General features: G+C 73.1%; 18 protein-coding genes and 5 pseudogenes. 11 read left to right on the plus strand and 12 right to left on the minus strand.

Annotated features, from left to right (window positions below; all coding sequences use genetic code 11):
• Positions 1-58: 58 nt before the first annotated feature.
• Together ACQPXS_RS34795 and ACQPXS_RS34800 are read left to right on the plus strand one after the other, a co-directional pair.
• Positions 59-859: a VC0807 family protein gene (locus tag ACQPXS_RS34795; RefSeq protein ID WP_433453380.1), complete on the plus strand. Its 801-nt coding sequence runs from the start codon at positions 59-61 to the stop codon at positions 857-859.
• Positions 832-1515, plus strand: coding sequence for a helix-turn-helix domain-containing protein (locus tag ACQPXS_RS34800; protein ID WP_433453382.1), 684 nt, complete (start codon positions 832-834; stop codon positions 1513-1515). The genes ACQPXS_RS34795 and ACQPXS_RS34800 overlap by 28 nt, the downstream gene beginning before the upstream one ends.
• Here ACQPXS_RS34800 and ACQPXS_RS34805 read toward each other — a convergent pair.
• Together ACQPXS_RS34805 and ACQPXS_RS34810 are read right to left on the minus strand one after the other, a co-directional pair.
• Entirely contained in the window at positions 1501-1899 is a 399-nt protein-coding gene (locus ACQPXS_RS34805; RefSeq protein ID WP_433453383.1) for a VOC family protein, read from the minus strand. The two genes, ACQPXS_RS34800 and ACQPXS_RS34805, sit on opposite strands and share 15 nt — an antisense overlap.
• An 87-nt stretch (positions 1900-1986) precedes the next feature.
• Positions 1987-2619: a VOC family protein gene (locus ACQPXS_RS34810; protein WP_433453385.1), complete on the minus strand. Its 633-nt coding sequence runs from the start codon at positions 2617-2619 to the stop codon at positions 1987-1989.
• An 81-nt stretch (positions 2620-2700) separates the two neighbouring features.
• Between ACQPXS_RS34810 and ACQPXS_RS34815 the strand changes: the two genes are divergently transcribed.
• The 3 genes from ACQPXS_RS34815 to ACQPXS_RS34825 all read left to right on the plus strand — a co-directional run bounded on the left by ACQPXS_RS34815 (position 2701) and on the right by ACQPXS_RS34825 (position 4635).
• The gene (locus tag ACQPXS_RS34815) at positions 2701-3357 is read left to right on the plus strand and encodes a ThuA domain-containing protein (protein WP_433453386.1); all 657 of its coding nucleotides are present in this window, start codon (positions 2701-2703) and stop codon (positions 3355-3357) included.
• 157 nt (positions 3358-3514) lie between these two features.
• The gene (locus ACQPXS_RS34820; RefSeq protein WP_433453388.1) at positions 3515-4378 is read left to right on the plus strand and encodes an isocitrate lyase/PEP mutase family protein; all 864 of its coding nucleotides are present in this window, start codon (positions 3515-3517) and stop codon (positions 4376-4378) included.
• Positions 4375-4635, plus strand: coding sequence for a hypothetical protein (locus ACQPXS_RS34825; RefSeq protein WP_433453390.1), 261 nt, complete (start codon positions 4375-4377; stop codon positions 4633-4635). The genes ACQPXS_RS34820 and ACQPXS_RS34825 overlap by 4 nt, the downstream gene beginning before the upstream one ends.
• Before the next feature lie 90 nt (positions 4636-4725).
• On the opposite strand, the gene ACQPXS_RS34830 is transcribed toward ACQPXS_RS34825, so the two are convergent.
• The 3 genes and pseudogenes from ACQPXS_RS34830 to ACQPXS_RS34840 form a co-directional block, all read right to left on the minus strand.
• Positions 4726-4947, minus strand: coding sequence for a hypothetical protein (locus ACQPXS_RS34830; protein ID WP_433453391.1), 222 nt, complete (start codon positions 4945-4947; stop codon positions 4726-4728).
• Between the two features lie 61 nt (positions 4948-5008).
• A pseudogene (locus ACQPXS_RS34835) lies at positions 5009-5809 on the minus strand (substrate-binding domain-containing protein); the annotation flags it as partial.
• Positions 5810-5940: 131 nt separating this feature from the next.
• Positions 5941-6954, minus strand: a complete 1014-nt coding sequence (locus ACQPXS_RS34840; protein ID WP_433453393.1) for a hydroxyacid dehydrogenase — start codon at positions 6952-6954, stop codon at positions 5941-5943.
• A gap of 149 nt (positions 6955-7103) precedes the next feature.
• Here ACQPXS_RS34840 and ACQPXS_RS34845 point away from each other — a divergent pair.
• Positions 7104-7892: pseudogene (locus ACQPXS_RS34845) on the plus strand (alginate lyase family protein); the annotation flags it as partial.
• A 151-nt stretch (positions 7893-8043) separates the two neighbouring features.
• Positions 8044-9612 (plus strand): carboxylesterase/lipase family protein, encoded by a 1569-nt coding sequence (locus tag ACQPXS_RS34850; RefSeq protein WP_433453394.1) that lies wholly within the window; start codon positions 8044-8046, stop codon positions 9610-9612.
• A gap of 171 nt (positions 9613-9783) precedes the next feature.
• Here the strand turns inward: ACQPXS_RS34850 and ACQPXS_RS34855 are convergent.
• Together ACQPXS_RS34855 and mmuM are read right to left on the minus strand one after the other, a co-directional pair.
• Positions 9784-10003: pseudogene (locus ACQPXS_RS34855) on the minus strand (LacI family DNA-binding transcriptional regulator); the annotation flags it as partial.
• A 180-nt stretch (positions 10004-10183) separates the two neighbouring features.
• Positions 10184-11110 carry a homocysteine S-methyltransferase gene (gene mmuM, locus ACQPXS_RS34860; protein ID WP_433453396.1) on the minus strand — a complete coding sequence of 309 codons (927 nt, stop codon included), beginning with the start codon at positions 11108-11110 and terminating at the stop codon, positions 10184-10186.
• 424 nt (positions 11111-11534) lie between these two features.
• Here mmuM and ACQPXS_RS34865 point away from each other — a divergent pair.
• The 4 genes and pseudogenes from ACQPXS_RS34865 to ACQPXS_RS34880 all read left to right on the plus strand — a co-directional run.
• Positions 11535-11831: pseudogene (locus tag ACQPXS_RS34865) on the plus strand (carbohydrate esterase); the annotation flags it as partial.
• 68 nt (positions 11832-11899) lie between these two features.
• A pseudogene (locus ACQPXS_RS34870) lies at positions 11900-13596 on the plus strand (DUF2264 domain-containing protein).
• Between the two features lie 152 nt (positions 13597-13748).
• Complete coding sequence (locus ACQPXS_RS34875; RefSeq protein ID WP_433453397.1) at positions 13749-14117, plus strand: VOC family protein; 369 nt, start codon at positions 13749-13751, stop codon at positions 14115-14117.
• A 58-nt stretch (positions 14118-14175) separates the two neighbouring features.
• Positions 14176-14985 (plus strand): isocitrate lyase/PEP mutase family protein, encoded by an 810-nt coding sequence (locus ACQPXS_RS34880; RefSeq protein ID WP_433453399.1) that lies wholly within the window; start codon positions 14176-14178, stop codon positions 14983-14985.
• Here the strand turns inward: ACQPXS_RS34880 and ACQPXS_RS34885 are convergent.
• The 5 genes from ACQPXS_RS34885 to ACQPXS_RS34905 form a co-directional block, all read right to left on the minus strand.
• Positions 14919-15635: an alpha/beta fold hydrolase gene (locus tag ACQPXS_RS34885; protein WP_433453401.1), complete on the minus strand. Its 717-nt coding sequence runs from the start codon at positions 15633-15635 to the stop codon at positions 14919-14921. The two genes, ACQPXS_RS34880 and ACQPXS_RS34885, sit on opposite strands and share 67 nt — an antisense overlap.
• Positions 15628-16212: a TetR/AcrR family transcriptional regulator gene (locus ACQPXS_RS34890; protein ID WP_356308842.1), complete on the minus strand. Its 585-nt coding sequence runs from the start codon at positions 16210-16212 to the stop codon at positions 15628-15630. The genes ACQPXS_RS34885 and ACQPXS_RS34890 overlap by 8 nt, the downstream gene beginning before the upstream one ends.
• A 231-nt stretch (positions 16213-16443) precedes the next feature.
• Positions 16444-17289: a MerR family transcriptional regulator gene (locus ACQPXS_RS34895; protein WP_433453402.1), complete on the minus strand. Its 846-nt coding sequence runs from the start codon at positions 17287-17289 to the stop codon at positions 16444-16446.
• A 45-nt stretch (positions 17290-17334) separates the two neighbouring features.
• A complete protein-coding gene (locus tag ACQPXS_RS34900) occupies positions 17335-17655 on the minus strand; it encodes a nuclear transport factor 2 family protein (protein ID WP_433453404.1) in 321 nt (106 codons plus the stop codon).
• Between the two features lie 24 nt (positions 17656-17679).
• Positions 17680-18453: an SDR family oxidoreductase gene (locus tag ACQPXS_RS34905; protein WP_433453406.1), complete on the minus strand. Its 774-nt coding sequence runs from the start codon at positions 18451-18453 to the stop codon at positions 17680-17682.
• Between the last annotated feature and the right edge of the window lie 159 nt (positions 18454-18612).

Consider the following 18612-nt stretch of genomic DNA (forward strand, 5'->3'; position numbering starts at 1 on the left):
GGAGGCGGAGGACATGGCGGACGCAGCCGGGACGGCAGGTATGACACGGACGGCAGGCATGACAGACGTGGCGGACAGGGCGGTCCGGGAACGGCGGCGCACGGCGGCGAAGGCGGGCGGCGCGCCCCACGGCCCGCTGCTCACCATCGCCGTGGACATCCTCCTGCCGCTCCTCATCTTCTACGCGGCACGCGCCCTCGGCGCCGGCCAGGCCCCGGCGCTGCTGCTCAGTGGCGCGCCACCCGCCCTTCGGCTGATGTCCGGCACGGTGAGGCAGCGCCGGATCGACGGCGTGGACCTGTTCTTCACGGTGCTGCTGGCCGCCGCCGCGCTCGCCACCCTGATCGGTGGCAGCACCCGCCTCCTGCTGTTCAAGGACGCGGCACTGTCCCTCGTGGTCGGCGGCTGGATACTCGGCACCGGGTTCACCGGGCGGCCGCTCGCCTTCCAGTTGGGCCAGCGACTGCACAGGGGCCCGGCTGCCTCGGCACGGGCCGGGATGTGGCGGGACTCCGCCGAGTTCCGCCGGGGCTTGCGCGTCCTGACCGTGCTCTGGGGCGCCGAGCAACTGCTCGACGGCGGTCTCGGCACACTCGCCGCGGCCACCCTGCCCACGGACGCGGTGCCGCTGCTCACCCGAGTCCTCTCGCTGCTCCTGCTGGCCCTGACTGTCGCGGCCACCGCCGCCGGTGCCCGCCGCTTCCGCACCCGCCACGGCGTCCCGCTCTTCGGCACCCCCGGCATCGCCGATTCCGCCGAGGCACGGCAGTCGGCGCCGTACGGAATCGGGGAGCAGACGTCGGGCGCTGTCGGCGACGTAGGCTGGCACCCGTGTACACGGAGCGGGCGTCCCGGCTGACCGGCGCGGTCGTGTGGACGAACACCCCCGAGGGGGCCGGTGCTGGGCCGGTACTGCCCGACGGCTGCATGGACCTGCTGTGGAGCGAGGACCGACTGCTGGTCGCGGGCCCCGACACCCGGCCGTACGTCCCCGAGGGCCCGCCCCGCTCCTGGGCCGGCGTCCGCTTGTTCCCCGGCACCGCGCCCGCCCTGCTGGGCGTCCCCGCGCACGAACTGCGCGATCTGCGCGTGGACTTGGCCGACCTCTGGCCCGCCGCCCGGGTCCGGCGGCTGCGCGAGCGTGTCGAGGCGGCGCCCGACCCGGCGACGGCACTGGAGGACATCGCCCTGGACCGGGCAGCGCGGACCACGGCCCCCGACCCGCTGCTGCACCGGCTGGTGCAGCGCCTGGACGAGGGCCGCCCGGTGTCGGCCACGGCCGCCGAACTCGGCATCGGCACACGGACGCTGCACCGTCGCTGCCTGGGCGCGTTCGGCTACGGCCCCAAGACCCTGGCCCGCATCCTGCGTCTGCAACGGGCGCTGGCGCTGGCCCGCTCCGGGACGCCGTTCGCCGAGACGGCCGTCCGCGCCGGGTACGCGGACCAGCCCCATCTCGCCCGTGAGGTCCGGGAGCTGACGGGCATGCCGCTCGGGCGGCTACTCGGCGGCTAGCGGGGCGAACAGGTCGACGCCGTTGCCGTCGGGGTCGTGCACGGTGGCGTACCGCTGCCCCCAGAACGCGTCCCACGGCTTCAGCTCCCCGTGGTACCCGGCGTTCACCAGGTCCTCGTACAGGGCGTCGACCTCGGCGGGCGAGTCGCACCGGAAGGCGAGCCCGACACGGCCACCGTCCTCGGGCGGCTGCCAGCCGGGGTGGAAGGAGCGGATGGTCTCCTCGGTGTCCAGCGCGAAGACCAGCCCGCCGGGCAGTTCGGCCTCGACGTGCGGCTGCTCTTCGGCCCCCTCGGGAAAGACGAGTCCGAGGCGACGGTAGAAGGCGAGCGTGGCGGCCATGTCGGACGTCACCACGCCGATCACGGCGAATCGTGGAGTCATGCCGTCACCGTAGGCGGGCGGTCTGCGGCCGGTCTTGAAGAAATCGGCCACCCTCCCCGAGGGCCGCACCGGGCGCGCGTTCCCGGCTCACCCGAAGGTCACCGGCCCGCTGGGTGTGTCCACGGTGAAGGACAGCGTCGCCGGTCCCGTGGTGAGCGTCAGGCCGGTGTCCAGGGCCGCGAGCGGGCCGCGCAGTTCCTCCGGGTCCGGCACGGTTGCGGACACCTCCAGCAGCGGGGTGACCGGCAGCCCCGAGGCCGTGGGATGGCGGGACCCGCCCCAGTCGATCAGGAACGGGACCAGGCCGGAGGGGTGCGCGTGGCCGCTGTCGGTCAGTCGCCAGCGCAGTACGGCGCCGTCCGGGGTGCGGCGGCTCATCGGGTGCACGGGCCCGGGGTCGTAGCCCCGCTCGCGGGCCGTCGTGATCGCCGCGTCCAGGTCGGGCGGGCTGATCGCCCAGGTCAGCGTGCGCGGCCTGGTCAGCCGGTCGACCCCGAACGGGCGCGGCGCCGCGGGTTCGGGCTGCTCGGGATCGGGGCCGAGGATCTCCAGATAGCTCCGGCCGCCCAGCCCCACCAGATGGTTGCGCGTACCGAGGCCGGGATGCACCCCACCGGGCACGGGCGTCACCCCGGTCCGCCGCGCGAACTCGGCGACGGTCGCCGCCAGATCGGGCGTGGCGAGGACGAGATGGTCCAGGAACGGGGGAACGGCGCTCATGCCCGGCGAGGCTACGGTCAGCGGGCATGCGGTTCAAGGGAGTTGAAGCGGACGCCGGCCGCCGCGGCATAGGGTCGTCGCATGGCCGCCCGACTGCTGCTCTACACCCGCACCACGGACTACCGCCACGACTCCATCCCGGACGCCGTCGCCGCCGTGCGCGCGCTCGGAGGGTTCGCCGTCGAGCACACCGAGGACCCCGCCGAGCTCGAGAAGCCGCTGGACGGGTACGCGGCCGTCGTCTTCCTCTCCACCAGCGGCGAGGTGCTGACCCCGGCCGGGCGCGAGCGGCTCGCGCGGTACGTGGACTCGGGCGGAGGTTTCGCCGGGGTGCACGCGGCGGCCTGCACCGAGTACGGCTGGCCGTACTACGGGGAACTCCTCGGCGCCCGCTTCGTACGGCACCCCGCCTTCCAGCCGGGCCGGGCCGTGGTCGAGGATCCCGGTCACCCCGCGACCCGACGGCTGCCGGCCGTCTGGGACTTCACCGACGAGTGGTACGACTTCGACGCCAGCCCCCGGGGCCGGGTGCGGGTGCTGCTGAGCGCCGACGAGACGTCGTACGAGGGCGGAGGGATGGGCGCGGACCATCCGCTGGCCTGGTGTCGCGAGCAAGGCGCGGGTGGTGGCCGCGTCTTCTACACGGCACTCGGTCACGCCGCCGAGGCCTACCGCGATCCGTCCTTCCTGGCCCACCTCGACGGCGGGTTGCGCTGGGCGGGACGGCTTCCGTCGTGACGTTTCTGCGGTGAAGCGGTTCCACCATTGGGGTGAGTAAAGCTCGCGTACATCGAGAGTCACGTGAGTACCTAGAGATGCTCTTGTCTTGGCAAAGGGCGTCGAGACGCGTCGGCCATCCGGCCAAGCGTCACCCACCCACAGGAGGAGCCGGACCTTGACTTACGGTAAGAAGCTGCGCGAGCGCATCGCCGGGCCCGGGACCACACCGCTGATCGGCGTGTACGACATGTACTCGGCGTCGATCGCGGCCAAGCACTACGACGGGATGTTCGTTTCGGGCTTCGGCTTCGCGGCCTCGTACTACGGGCTGCCGGACATCGGTTTCATCGCTTGGCCCGACATGGTGGCCTTCGTTCAGCGGCTGCGGGGCGCGTTCCCGCACCATCACCTGCTGGTCGACATCGACGACGGGTATGTCGACCCCGAGGTCGCCTGTCACGTCGTCGAGGGGCTGGAGCGCATCGGCGCCTCCGGAGTGATCCTGGAGGACCAGAAGCGGCCCCGCCGCTGCGGCCACGCCGACGGCAAGCAGGTGCTCCCGCTGGAGGAGTACCTGGAGAAGCTGCACAAGGTGCTGGAGACCCGCAAGGATCTGGTCGTCGTCGCCCGTACGGACGCCACCGACGAGCACGACATCCTGCACCGCGCCGAGCGGCTGGCCGCGACCGACGCCGATGTGGTGCTGGTCGACGGGGTGCGCAGCGTCGAGTGGATCAGGCGCATCCGTGAGGTGGTCGGCGCCAAGCCGCTGCTGTTCAACCAGATCGCCGGCGGCAAGTCGCCCCGCCTGTCCCTCGGTGAGCTGTCCGACCTCGGCGTCGACGTCGCGATCTACAGCACCCCGTGCCTGTTCGCGGCGCACGAGGCGATGGACTCCGCGCTCGCCGGCCTGAAGGCGGCCGACGGCCGGCTGCCGGAGGTGGACCCCGCGAGCGGGATCGGCGTGAAGGCCTCCACCAGCCTGCTGGAGCGCAACATCGCCCGTGAGCGGCTCACCCCCGAGGGCGTGGGCGTGTGACCGGCGCCGTACCCCGGCTCGGGATGGCGGCGTCGGTCGCCGCCGCCGTGCTGGGGGCCGGTGCGGCACCGGCGGTCGCGTCCGGCAGTCTGATCACCGTGGTCGACAACTCCCACGCCGACTCCTGGCTGGAGGTCGACCGCGCGGCCAACGTGCAGACCGGCAGCGGCACGGCCGGCAGCGACCACGACGGCAGCGCCGTGGATGTGGTTGAGGCCCTCGTGGGCGCCGCGCACCGGCACGGGGTCGCGGACTGACCGCGCTCGCCGGCGCTCCCCGTATACGGCGGCGGCCGGGCACCTCCCGCACGAGGTGCCCGGCCGCCGCCGTGCTCCGTGCCCCACTCATCAACCGTGCAGCGTGCCCCAGTCCTCGCCGAGGTCGGGGCGGCCGTTCTCGTCGAGTTCCACGTCCTCCGTCGGGTCGTGCTCGTCGCCGGGTGTGGCCACCGTGGCCCGGTGCGGGCCCGGAGCGAGGGTGTGGCAGGCGGCGTGGGCCGTGCCGTAGGCGGTGACCAGGGCGACTGCGGCCACGGCGAGGGCCGCTGCGGTGCGCGTGGTGAGGTCCATGCCCGGGAAACGATGCCGCGCCGGGTGCCGTCACCGTCTGCGCCCGAACGGGCTCCGCACATCACGCAGTCGGCCGCTCCTCGGGCGGCGCGGCCGTGCTCGCCCGCGACACCAGCCGGGTCGACAGCTCGGTCCGCGTGCCTTCTGGGTGCTCGCCCTGCATCATCCGCACCAGCAGCCGGAGTGCGGTCGCCGCCATCTCACCGAGCGGCCGGCGGACCGTGGTCAGCCCCGGCGCCGCCCAGCGGGCCTCGGGCAGATCGTCGAAGCCCACGACGCTCATGTCGTCCGGCACCCTCAACTCCCGTTCCGTGAGGGCCTCGTACACGCCGAGGGTCAGCCGGTCGGAGCACACGAACACCGCGGTCGGCGGCTCCGGCAGGTCCAGCAGCCTGTGCATGCACCGCCGGGCGGCGGTCTCGTCGACACCGGCGTGCCGCACGTACTCGGCGCGGTACGGCAGTCCGGCCGAGGCGAGCGCGGAACGGTAACCGGCCACCCGGGCGCCGCCGGCCATGGTGTGCCGGTGCCCGGCGATCACCGCGATGCGCCGATGGCCGAGTTCGAGCAGATGCTCCGTCGCGCTCACCCCGCCCTGCCAGTTGGCCGCCCCGACCGACACCACTCCGGCCGGCGGCTCGTGCGCGGGGTCGATCAGCACGTAGGGGATGCGATGGTGGTCCAGCCACGCGTACTGCGACGGGGACAGCTCCGCCAGGTTGAACAGCACCCCCGAGGAGCCGCGCGCCGTCGGCTTGTCCAGCCAGTCCCGCTCAGGCCGGTCGGCCCGGGTGCGGGCCGGCCCGGCCGAGACCACCACCTCCAGGCCCGCACTCACCGTTGCGGCTCCTTCGACGTCGTGGCGCGTCTCCCACCTGCACGGGTCCGCGCCGGTTCGGAAACCGTATCCCACCGTCACTCCGACCGGTGGGCCTGTGGACAACGGCCCTCCGAGGCCCGGCGGACCTGTGGACGGCGGTCCGTCCACGGGCATCAGGCGACCCGGGCCAGGTCCGCGTGCCGCACCTCGTGCAGGGGCGGCAGGCCCGCCGCCAGCCGCTCCACCTCCTCCACGACGATCAGGCCCAGCCGCTCCAGTTCATTGCCGAGCGAGCCCGCGATGTGCGGGGTGAGGAAGACGTTGGGCAGCCGGTACAGCGGGGAATCGGCGGGCAGCGGCTCGGGCTCGGTGACGTCGAGGACCGCGCGCAGCCGTCCCGAGACCAGCTCCTCGGTGAGCGCCTCGTGGTCGACCAGCGCACCGCGCGCGGTGTTGATCAGCACACCGCCGTCCCGGATGAGGGCGAGCCGGGCCCGGTCGAGCATGTGGTGGGTCTCGGGGATGTCGGGGGCGTGCAGGCTGACGATGTCGCTGCGCCGCAACAGGTCCTCCAGCGGCAGCAGTTCGGCCCCGAGGGCGGCGGCCTCGGCGGGGCTCAGGTAGGGGTCGTGCAGCAGGACGGTGAGGTCGAACGGCCGCAGGAGTTCCATGAGCCGGCGGCCCACGCGGGAGGCGCCGACGACCCCGACGCGGCGCCGGAGGTTTCCGGTGGCCGCGGTCTCGGCGGGGGGCGGGCCGGCGTGGGTGCGGCGGTAGCGCTCGCGGTGCGCGAAGGCGTCCTTCCCGGCGAGCAGGATCATCGCGAGCGTGTACTCCGCCACGGGCACGGCGTTGCCGGTGACCGCGCTGGACACGGTGACGCCGTGTTTCCATACGGCTTCGCCGACCAGGGAACGGACCGAGCCCGCGGCGTGCAGGACGGCACGCAGCTTCGGGACCGTGGCCAGGACGCCGGCGTCCAGATGCGGGCAGCCCCAGCCGGTGATCAGCACCTCGGCCCGGGCCAGGGCCGCGGCCCCCGCCGGATCGGTGAAGTCCCGTACGACGAGCTCGGTGTCGATGTCGGCCGTCCGCCTCAGCCGGGCCATGAGCGGCGGAGGGAACAGCAACGGCAGGTGTACCGGATCCATCGCGAACACGGCCCGCGGCGGTTGAGGGCTGGGCATGGCTCTCCTGGGAGCGATGGGGGAGGGAGTGTGGTTGCGGGATGGAAACCGTTTCAGAAAGCGCCTTCTACCGTATGTCTGCCGGGAGGGGCGGTCAATCGGCTGTCGGCTGGGCGGGTGTTGGTGGGTATGCGCGCTGCCGGGAAGACGGCAACGCCGACCGCTTCCTCGCCGTCGGCATCTACGGCTGGGAGTTCGCCAACGCGGGCGAACTCATGCGGGAATACGACGGGTTCGACCTCGCCGCCTTCCAGGACATGATGGTGAGCGTCTTCTACCCGCTCAACAACAGCTTCCTGACCAACCACAACGACGCCTGCATCACCAACTACTGGACGAACTGGGACCTGTGCACCACGGCCTCGATCATGGCCATCGGGATCCTCACCGACGACGCCGCCAAGTACGACCAGGCCGTCACGTACTTCAAGTCCGGCGCCGGAAACGGTTCCCTCGCGCACGCGGTGCCGTACCTGTACACCGACGCCGACGGCTACGCCCTCGGCCAGTGGCAGGAGTCGGGCCGCGACCAGGGACACACCATCATGGGCATGGGGCAGATGGGCTCCCTGTGCGAGATGGCCTGGAACCAGGGAGACGACCTGTACTCGTACGACGACCGCCGCTTCATGAAGGCCGCCCAGTACGTCGCGAAGTACAACACCGGCCAGGACGTCCCCTACACGACCTACACCTGGGGTGGCGGCCAGAACTGCGCCCAGCAGTCGCAGACGGCGATCGGCTCCGGCTCGCGCGGGCAGATCCGCCCGGTGTGGGCCATTCCACTTCCACTACAACCGCCGTCTGTCCTCGACGACACGTACATCGCCGCCATGTACTACGACCTCGTCGCCCCCGAGGGCGGCGGCGGTGACTACGGCTCCACCAGCGGCGGCTACGACCAGCTCGGCTTCGGCACCCTGATGTACGCCAAGTAGCCGTGGTCCCGAACGTGACCGCCCCGACACCCACCGTGCCGGGGTAGCCCGAACGGCCCTCCCGCGCGCCCGTGCAGCCGGAATACCGGGCGCTCTTGTGGTGCTCTGATGGTGCACGGTGCACGAGCGCGCGGCGAAGGGCTGGTGAGCGATGACGGCGGACCAGGCGAACCCCGTGGTCAGAACGCCGTACGGGGCCGTACGCGGCCGGTACGAGCAGGGCGTCGCGGTGTTCCGCGGCATCCCGTACGCCGCCCCGCCCTTCGGCCCCCGGCGGTTCCGCCCGCCCGAGCCGCCCGAGCCCTGGGACGGGGTGCGCGACGCCGGCGCCTTCGGTCCCACCGCGCCGAAACCGCCGTACTCCGAAGCGTTCGGCCAGTACCTGTCCGACCCGGAGATCGCCGGCGACGACTGCCTCAACCTCAACGTATGGACCCCGCAACCGGACCCCGGCGCCCGCCTCCCGGTCCTCATCTGGCTCCACGGCGGCGCCCTGACCAGGGGATCCTCCGCCGTGCCCGTCTACAACGGCGCCACCTTCGCCCGGGACGGCGTCGTCTGCGTCTCCGTCAACTACCGGCTGGGCGTCGAGGGCTACGGACTGTTCCCCGACGCACCGCCCAACCCCGGCCTGCGCGACCAGCTCGCCGCCCTGCGCTGGGTGCACGACGCGATCGGCGCCTTCGGCGGTGACCCGGACCAGATCACCCTGTGCGGCCAGTCGGCCGGCGCCATCAGCGCCGGCGCCCTGCTCGCCGCACCCGCGACCCGGGGCCTGATCCGGCGCGCGGTGCTGCAGAGCGGCGCCCCGGAGGCGTCCGAACGGGACAAGGTACGGCGCATGGTGCGCCGCATGGCCACCCGGCTGAAGATCCCCGCCACCGCCGAGGCCTTCGCCGCCGTCGACCGCGACCTGCTGCTGCGCACCCAGGCCGAGGTCGGCCGGCTCAGCAGCCCGGTCCTGGGCGGACCCGCGTTCGGCATCGTCGTGGACGGCGACCTCGTGCCCCGCGACCCCCTTCAGGCCCTGGTCGACGGCGACGCCGCCCAGGGCGTCGAGCTGCTGATGGGCTGGACCCGGGACGAGTACCGGCTCTGGCTCGTGCCCGGCGGGCTGGTGGAGCACGTCGACCGGCTCGGCCCCGTCGCCCTCGCCGGAGCCATGGCCCGCTGCCGCGCCGGGCACGAGGTGCCCCGCGGCTACCGCGCCCTGCGCCCCGACGCCGGCGCCGCCGAGATCGTCGGCCAGATGGTCACCGACCACCTGCTGCGCCTCCCGCTGCACCGCCTCGCCGACGTCCGCCCCGGCACCTCCCACCTCTACGAGTTCGCCTGGCCGTCCCGCATCCCCGGCCTCGGCGCCTGCCACGCCCTGGAACTCGGGTTCGTCTTCGACTCCGGTGACCTCCCCGAGTCGAAGAAACTGGCGGGTCAGGGCGCCCCGCAGGAGCTGGCCGACGCGATGCACGCCGCCTGGGTGCGCTTCGCGACGACAGGGGATCCCGGCTGGCAGGCCTGGGACGCGTCCCATCCGGTGCGGATCTTCGGCGACGGTGAACCGTATACCGCATACGGTCCACGAGACGCGGAAATCGCCCTCTGGGCGACCGCGTCCGCCCTCCCGGAACCCGGCCCCGCCTCCGAGATCCGGGCACCGGGAGCGGAGCTGGCGGCGGCGGTACGGCGCCTGCGGCGGTCGGTGGGGGCGCGGCGCCGCTGATCGTCGACAGTCGACGGCAGACGGCCGACGGTCGTCGGCATGCCGTCACAGGTCCGCCCCGACCTCACCCCTTAACCGCCCCTCACCCCTGAACCGCGGCCACCGACTCCCGCACCACCACATGCGTGCCCAGCAGCAGGTGCTCACCGGGGGAGCCCGGGGAGTGACCCAGGGACGCCAGGGTCGGCGTACCGACCTCGGCGACGGCCTTGGCGTGCGCGTCGGCCACGTAGTCCATCTCGCGCACGGCCCGCAGCACCCGGGTCCGGGTGGCCGTGCTCACCGGGTACACCCCGCCCAGCACCCGGGACACGGTCGACGCGGACACCCCGGCCCGCGCCGCGACATCCCGGATCGTGCTCCGTCCGGCGGCCTCGCTCTTCCTGGTCATCCCCCGCCCCTCCGCACCGTCGGGAACTGCGGCAACATCGGCAGAAACCGGTTCCCAGGCGGGAGGCCGGCGTCCGGGAGCGGGCGTGGGCCAGTGTCGGTGCACCGCTCCGGCGCATGCCCGCGTGCCCGGAGGCGGTCCGGCCGTCCCGCGGGGCCTTGGGGATGACGAGAGTGCCGCTCAGAGCGTGCCCAACGCCTGCCTGATCGACGCGATCGCCTCCGGCCCCACCCGGCAGCACCCCCCGATGAGCCGCGCACCCGCGTCCCGCCAGGTCTTCACCTGCCCGGCGCCGAACCTCGTCCGCCCCGTCCAGGCACGCGCCTCGGCGTCCCAGGCCTCGCCGCTGTTCGGATAGACCACGACCGGCTTGCCGGTGACCCGCGCCGCGATCTCCACCGCCGGCTCCACGTCCTCCGGCGCACAGCAGTTCACGCCGACCGCGATCACCTCGTCCACGTCGGAGGCCAAGGCGAAGGCCTCCTCCAGCGGCTGCCCGGCCCGCGTGCGCCGACCGTCGACGGTATACGACAGCCAGGCCGGCACCCCCAGCCCGCGCACCGCCCTGAGCAGCGCGGCGCCCTCGTCGGCGTCCGGCACCGTCTCCAGCGCGAGGACGTCCGGCGCCGCGGCGGCCAGCACCTCGATGCGCGGCCGGTGAAAGCGCTCCAGCTCGTCCACGCCCAGCCCGTACCGGCCCCGGTACTCGGACCCGTCCGCGAGCATCGCGCCGTACGGCCCGACGGACGCCGCCACCCACAGCGGCCGGTCGACGCCCTCGTCCGCTGCCTGCCGGGAAGCCTCGCGCGCGAGGTCCACGCTCAGCGTGAGCAGCCGGGCCGCGTCGTCATGGCCGATCCCGCGCCGCGCGAAGCCCTCGAAGGTGGCCTGGTAACTGGCGGTGATGGCCACGTCCGCGCCCGCCCGGAAGTAGGCGAGATGCGCCTGCGTCACCGCTTCCGGCCGCCCGGCGAGCAGCCGCGCCGACCACAGTTCGTCGCTCAGGTCGTACCCAGCCGACTCCAGCTGGTTGGACATGCCGCCGTCGAGCACGACCGTCCCGGCGGCGAGGGCGTCGGCGAGGCTGGGTGAGGTGTCGCTGGTCATGTCACGACGCTAGTCGAAGCCCGACGCCGACGGACCGGGGTGTCCAGGTGGTGAGCGTCCGGCCGTGCTGTGCCGGCCCCTCCCGCGGAAAGCGGTGTCTCGCGACCGGGACGTCCGTCTAGCCTGAGGGGAATGACCACACCGCTCCCTGATGGACCGGAACCCGCGGAAACCCGCTCGGAAACGCCGGAACCCCGGAGCGCCCGAAAGCCCAGGAGCCCCCGAAGGCCTCCCCGTCCCCGGACGTCCAGGAAATTCCCGACTCGCTCCAGGGCGAACTGCGCGGCGTTTTCGGCGACTTCACCGAAGTCCCGGCGCGGACGCCGCTCGTCCACAACCCGCGCAGCGGTGTCACCGCCGGCGTCTGGCGAGTCCGGGTGGACGAGCGCTCGGCGATCCTGAAAGTGCTGACGCGGTCGAAGGGGACGGCACCCTGGACAACACCACCGCCCTGCTGGTCAACGGCCTCGGCGTCGACCTCCCGGCCGTCGTCCGGTCCGTCGCCGCCGCCGAACGCATCCCGCTGATCGACCTCACGGCGAAGACCAAGGCGCTGGTGGAGTCCCTCGGCCCGGAGGGCTCCAAGGCGATCTACCTCCACAACGAGAAGCGCGACAACACGCACACCTCCGTGCACGGCGCCACCGTCTACGCCGGCCTGGTCCGCGACGCGCTTCTCGCCCTGGATCTGGTGCCCGAGGGTGCCGTGCGGGTGGGATGAGCCCCTGGGGTGCCCCGACCGGAACCGGGGCGCCCCAGGCCCCGCCAGGAAGGAAAATCACCGCCGTGATCGAACTGCCCGCCGACGACCGCCTGTCGAGCCCGTACACCGGCTACACCCGCGCCCACTGGGAGGCCGCCGCCGACGCCCTGCTGGCCGCCGTCGAGCCCCACGCCACCCCCGACCGGGCCCTCTACCACCTCCCCGGCGACCACGCGAGCCACTCCGGCCACCTCTCCGACGGACTGGAGGGATACGCCCGTACGCTGCTGCTGGCCGCCTTCCGCCGCGACGAGACCGCGCTCGGCCGCTACGCCGACGGCCTCGCGGCCGGTCCCGGCGGGGTCTGGCCGAGCATCGAGGACCGCAGCCAGCCGCTCGTCGAGGCAGCGTCCATCGCGCTCGCCCTGCGGCTGACCCGGCCACTGCTGTGGGACCGGCTCGACGACGCTGTACGGCAGCGCACCGCCGACTGGCTGGGGGACGCGCTCACCGCAGAACCCTGGCCGTGCAACTGGGAGTTGTTCCCCGTCACCGTCGGCGGCTTCCTGGCGGAGATCGGGCACCGGCCGGAGGCGGCACGCAAGGCGATCGACCACGGTCTGGAGCGGATCGAGGGCTGGTACCTCGGAGACGGCTGGTACACCGACGGCGACGGCCGGAAGTTCGACTACTACAACGGCTGGGCCATGCACCTGTACACAGTCCTCCACGCATGGCTGGCGGACGACAGCGAACTGCTTTCTGTGTACGGTCGACGGTTGTCACGCCATCTCGCCGACTACGCCCGCCTGTTCGGCGGCGACGGCGCCCCCTGCGCCAGGGCCGCTCCCTCACCTACCGCTTCGCGACGACCGCCCCGCTCTGGCTCGGCGCACTGACCGGACAGACCCCCCTGACCCCGGGCGAGACACGGCGCCTGGCCTCCGGCGCGCTCCGGTACTTCCTCGACGGCGGCGCGGTCGACGAGCGCGGACTGCTCCCGCTGGGCTGGCTCGGCCCGGACGAGTCGCTCGTGCAGGACTACTCGGGCCCGGCCTCCCCGTACTGGGCCAGTAAAGGGTTTCTCGGCCTGCTGCTGCCCGCGGAGCACGAGGTGTGGACGGCGACCGAGGAACCGGGCCCGGTCGACCGCGCCGACGAGACACGGCCCGTCCACGCCCCCAACTGGCTCCTGCAGTCCACCCGTTCGGACGGACTGGTCCGGCTGCACAACCACGGCAGCGAGGACGTCCGCTACGACCCGTACTACACCCGGCTCGCCTACTCGACCGCGACCACGCCCGACCGGGAGTCGTACGACAACAGCGTGATCGTCGGCGGCGATGCGAGCCGCACCGGGATCGAGCCGCTCGGCACGGGTGAGGGCTGGATCGCCTCCCGGCACATCGTGCGCGACGGGATCGGTGTGACGAGCGTGGTGCTCGCCGAGGGAGCGGTGGAGGTGCGGGCCCATCTGGTGTCGGGAGCCGCGCCCGGGACACCCGTGCGGATCACCGGGTGGGAAGCGGTGCGGGACGGCGTACGGACCGAACTCCTGCCCGCTGTGGGCCTGTCCGGCGCGCTCACCGGGACCGTCGGGGAGGGGGACACCCTGTTCGTCGCGCTGGCCCGGCTCACCGGGGACGCGCATCCGCAGCCGATGGGAGAGCTGGTGTCCGTGCGGGCGGACGGGGAAGGGCAACTGGAGGTCCGGTGGAGCGGGGGAGGCACGGCCCGGGTACGGCTGGCGGCGACGGAGGTGGACGTCGTCGTACGACGATGAGGGCGGGGCCTGCCGTGCGGGGCGACCCGGAGCGAGGCGTTCCGGGCGGTGGCGGTGGCGGTGCGGTTTCGCTCGTGGAGGTCGTTGTGGCCGGTCGACAGGTGGGGCTATCCGGTTGCCGTTCTTCACCGCCATTGACAAGAATCCAGCACATGTCTTCCAAGATCCGTCACGTGACCGTCGACTGTGCCGACGCCTACGCCCTGGGCAGCTTCTGGTCGAAGGTGCTGGAACAGCCCCTGCACGAGGACGACCACCCGGGTGACCCGATGGCCCTGATCGAGGGCGCGGGCCTGCTCTTCGTCACCGTGCCCGATGCCAAGACCGTCAAGAACCGGGTCCACGTCGACCTCCAGCCCCAGGACCGCAGCCGTGACGAGGAGGTCGCGCGGCTGCTCGCCCTCGGCGCCACCCTGGTCGACGACCGGCGCAACGACGACGGCACCGGCTGGGCGGTCCTCGCCGATCCCGAGGGCAACGAGTTCTGCGTGGAGCGCAGCGCGGCCGAGCGCGGGGAGTAGCCGGGCCGACCCCAACGGTTCGGCGGGCGCCGAAACGCCCCGCGTCCAGCATGGCCGTATGACCGCTGAGCCCACCGTGACCTCCTTCGCCGGACTTCACCACCGCCCCGGCGAACCGCTTCTGCTGCCCAACGCGTGGGACCACGCCTCGGCCGCCACACTGGCGGCGCACGGCTTTCACGCGATCGGTACGACGAGTCTCGCGGTGGCGGCGGCCGTGGGACTGCCCGACGGTCGGGGCGCGACCCGAGAGCACACCCTGCGCCTCGCCCTCACCCTCGGCTCGGAGCCGTACCTGCTGTCGGTCGACGCGGAGGACGGTTTCGCCGGTGATCCGGACGAAGTGGCGGCGCTGGCAAGCGAGTTGTGGACGGTCGGAGTGGCCGGCATCAACCTGGAGGACGGTCTCGGGCCCAGGGACCGGCACGCCGCGAAGATCGCCGCGGTGAAGGCGGCCGTACCCGGCCTGTTCGTCAACGCCCGTACGGACACCCACTGGCTGGGCGACGGCGACGAGACGGACACCCTGCGCCGCTTGGACGCCTACCAACAGGCGGGTGCCGACGGGGTGTTCGTGCCCGGGCTCACCGACCCCGGGCGGATCGCCGCCCTCGTCCGGCGCCTCGACGCCCCGCTCAACATCCTCTACTCGCCCACCGGCCCCACCGTGTCCCACCTCGCCGACCTCGGCGTCCGCCGGATCAGCCTCGGCTCCCTGCTCTACCGGCGGGCGCTCGGCGCGGCCCTGGACGCGGCGGTCGGCATCACCGCCGGACGCGCGCCGGGCGGAACCACCCCCGGCTACGCCGAGGTCCGCGCACTGGAGCGCAGCGTGTCGGCGAGCAGGTCCGCGAACGCCACCGGGTGATCCACCGTGCCCAGGTGTCCGCCCGGGAACTCCACGAACGAACCGCCCAGCAGCCCGGCGAGCGACACGCTCGTCCGGTACAGCGACCCGCCGCGCGAGTCGGTGCCGGCGGCGAGGCTGAGACCGCCCGGGGAAGCGGTGAAGGACGGCAGGTACGACGTGAACGGGCGCAGTACGCGTGCCAGGAAGACCCCGAACGGTGTGGCCGCGTCGCCTTCCGCGGGCGGGCGCCCGGGGCCGTCCAGCTGTCCGATCAGCTCGGCCCGCCGCTCCTCCCCGTCCGGCAGCACCGTCACGCACGGCGGTTCGTGCGCGACCACGTGCGCCAGCCGTCCGGGGTGCCGGGCGAGCAGGTCCAGGGCCGCGATGCCGCCGGAGCTGGTCCCGAAGACGCAGGCGGAACCGCCTTCCGGAAGCACCGCCTCCAGCACCCGGTGCGCGCCCTCGCTCCAGTCCGCCACCCGCTGCTCGGGAACGGGCCGCCCGAGCCGGCCGTGGGCGAGGCCCAGCGGGTCGTACGTCACCACGGTGAACCGCGCGGCCAGCCGCTCGGTCAGCGGCCCGAGCCCCATCGGATGCCCGGCGCCGCCCGGCAGGACCAGCAGCACGGGACCGCTGCCCGTGACGTCGTAGGAAAGCGGTTCAGTCATCGTTTCTCGTCTCCCGGGGCCAGTGGGTCAGGGCCAGGTGCAGGGCGTCGATCGCCTTGTCCCAGGAGGCCCGTACGTCCCGGTCCGCGCCGAAGCCGCCGGAGGACTCCAGGGCGCAGTAGCCGTGGAAGGTGCTGCGCAGCAGGCGTACGGCGTCGGTCAGGTCGGGTTCCTCAAGGCCGTAGCCGCGCAGCATGCCGTAGGTGATCTCTGCGGTGCGGCGCATCGCCGGGGAGCCGGCGATCAGGGACTGGTCGATGCGGATCTGGGTGGCCGCGTAACGGCCGGGGTGCTCCAGGGCGTAGGCGCGGTAGGCGCCGGCGAAGGCGGCCAGTGCGTCCTTGCCCGCGCGGCCCGCCACGGCCACCGCGATCCGGTCGATCAGCTCGCCGCCCGCGTGCAGCGCCAGCCGGGTGCGCAGGTCCGCGAGGCCCCGGACGTGCGAGTACAGGCTCGCGTCCTTCACCCCGAAGCGGCGCGCCAGCGCGGACAACGTGACGTTCTCGAACCCCGCCTCGTCGGCGAGCTCGGCGGCGGCCACGACGACACGGTCGACGGTGAGTCCCGCACGGGCCATGGGAGCCTGCCTTTCCCTGTATACCTAGGTTATCTAGGTTAACGCCTAGGTATACCAGGAAACCGTCGGCACTGATCCCGGACGGCCCTTCTTGCGGTACATGGCCGCCTGAACCTGCTCTTGCCCTCGCCCGGCGAGACTCCTTGGCCGGCCGGCGACCGGTTGCGGGTGAGTGGGGCGTGACCCTCAGCACCTGGGACCTGCCTCAGCGACAGCCGAGGCTTGCTGCCCCTACGTCGGTGACGGACCGGCGCCGGAGGCGAGCAGCCACGCGACGAGGGTGCGCCAGTGGTCGGGCTGGTCGGTGTCGCGTGGCCCGACGAGATAGACCTCCTCGACGAAGTCATCGCTGCCCAGCCCGTTCCGGGCCGCGAAGGAGCCGACGGCGGCGTAGGTGAGGTCGAGATCGTCGTGCGGACCGGAGTGGGTGGCGACGACAGCTCTCCGCTGTGGCAGTTGGAGCTCCCTCACGGCACCGGGGGCTCCTGGCCGCAGCGGTGGCTCGGCCGGGAGGTAGACGGTGGCGCGGCCGTGGCCCTCGGTGAAGAGCGTGTGCTCGTACCGGCCGCCGGGCGGGAGCACCGGACGCCGGCCGGCTGCTGCGTCCAGGTCACGCATCGCGGCGTCGTACCAGCTCAAGTCGGCGCCGGGCGGAACGTCCACAGACACGGCGAGGACTCGCTGAGGCGGAAGAACCTCCAGGCTCACCGCCCGCTCGGCCTCCGGGTCGAGGAGCTCCCGCAACGCCTGCACCGCTCGCTGCGTGCGGCCGAGCCGGTCTTCGAGCCGGCGCAGGTGGGCGGCGACGATCCGTTGCGCCGTGCCATGGCCGGCCGCGTTCCCGCTGGCGGACTCCGCCTCGAGAAAGCGCCTGACGTCCGGCAGCGGGAGGTCGAGCTCGCGGAGCCGCCTGATGGTCAGCGCCGGCCGGACCTGTGCGGGCGCGTAGTAGCGGTAGCCCGTGGCCGGGTCGACCTCTGCGGGGACGAGGAGCTCCTGCTCGTGGTAGCGGCGCAGCGCGCGGATGCTCAGGTGCGTGATGCGGGAGAACTCTCCGATGGTCAGCCGCTCAGCCACGATGTCCTCCTCGTGGTCCGCATCCGGACCGGTGCGCTCTCGCTGTCAGGGTTCGATGCCCAGCTGGGTGATCTTCCCCTGTACGTCGCGGACGAAGGCGAAGCGGAGCGTGACCGGGCTGCCGGGGAAGTCGCCGGAGACCTCCGCGACCGCCGTGCACGCGGTGGCCGTACCGGTGACCCCGCGGAGGTTGTAGCGCACGGAAGGGATCTCGGCGCGCCAGCGGCGCACCGCCGTGAGTCCATGGTGGCTCCGGCCGTCGTCGTGTACGACGACGTCGTCGCGGAAGAGCGAGAAGTAGCGCTCACGGTCGGGGTCGACCGCCGCGCCGAAGTACTCCTCGGTGAACTCCTGGATGTCATGCATGGTCTTCTCCTGTGTCGAGACGTGTCAGAGGGTGCGAAGGGTGCCGCCGTCGACGACGTGTTCGGCGCCGGTGACCGCGCTCGCCCGATCCGAGGCGAGGAAGGCGATCACCTCGGCCACCTCTTCCGGCTCGGCGGGCCGCCCCAGCGGGATGCCGCCGAGGACCTGCATCAGGCCGTCGAGGGCGGCCTCCCTGGAGACGCCGTCCTCGCTCATCCGGCGCGCGAGCAGATGCTCGGCACCGTCGGTGCGGATGAAGCCGGGCGCGACCGAGTTGACCCGGACGCCGGCCGGGGCGACCTCGTTCGCGAGTCCCTTGCTGTAGGTGGCCAGGGCGCTCTTGGCCGCGGCGTACGCCAGCGTCGACTGGTGCAGCGGCATACGGCGCTGGATGGAGGTCACATGGACGACGGCGCCCGACCCGCGGGCCACCATCCCGGGGACCAGCTCGCGGTCCAGCCGGACCGCGGGGAACAGGTTGAGCGCGAGCTCCTGCGCCCACAGTTCCTCGTCCAAGGCCGCGTACCCACCGGCCGGGGAGCGGGAGCCACCCACGACATGCACCAGGATGTCCGGTACGCCGACCAGCTCGGCCACTGCCGAAGCCGCCGACGCCACACCCTCGCGGGTACTCAGGTCGGCCCGGACGAAGAAGGGGTCGGAGGTCTCCGGCGGCGTACGGGCGATGGTGACGACCCGAGCTCCGGCGTTGCCGAGCCGGCGTGCCGTCGCCAGCCCGACTCCCTTGCTCGCGCCCGCCACCACGGCGAGGCGCCCGTCGAGATCAGTGCTGCTCATGAGCTCGACCCTGCACCCTCCCGCGGGGAGAGACTCAAGCCGCATGCCCGGACTCGGGTCGGGTGCCGCGGCTGTGGGGGGCGGGCCCTGTGCGGGCGAGGTCATCCGCTCATCCCCGTGCAGTACCCGAGGGCACGGCGCCACAGCAGGTGGGCGGGC

The organism is Streptomyces sp. CA-142005, from assembly GCF_050942335.1.
GTDB lineage: Bacteria > Actinomycetota > Actinomycetes > Streptomycetales > Streptomycetaceae > Streptomyces.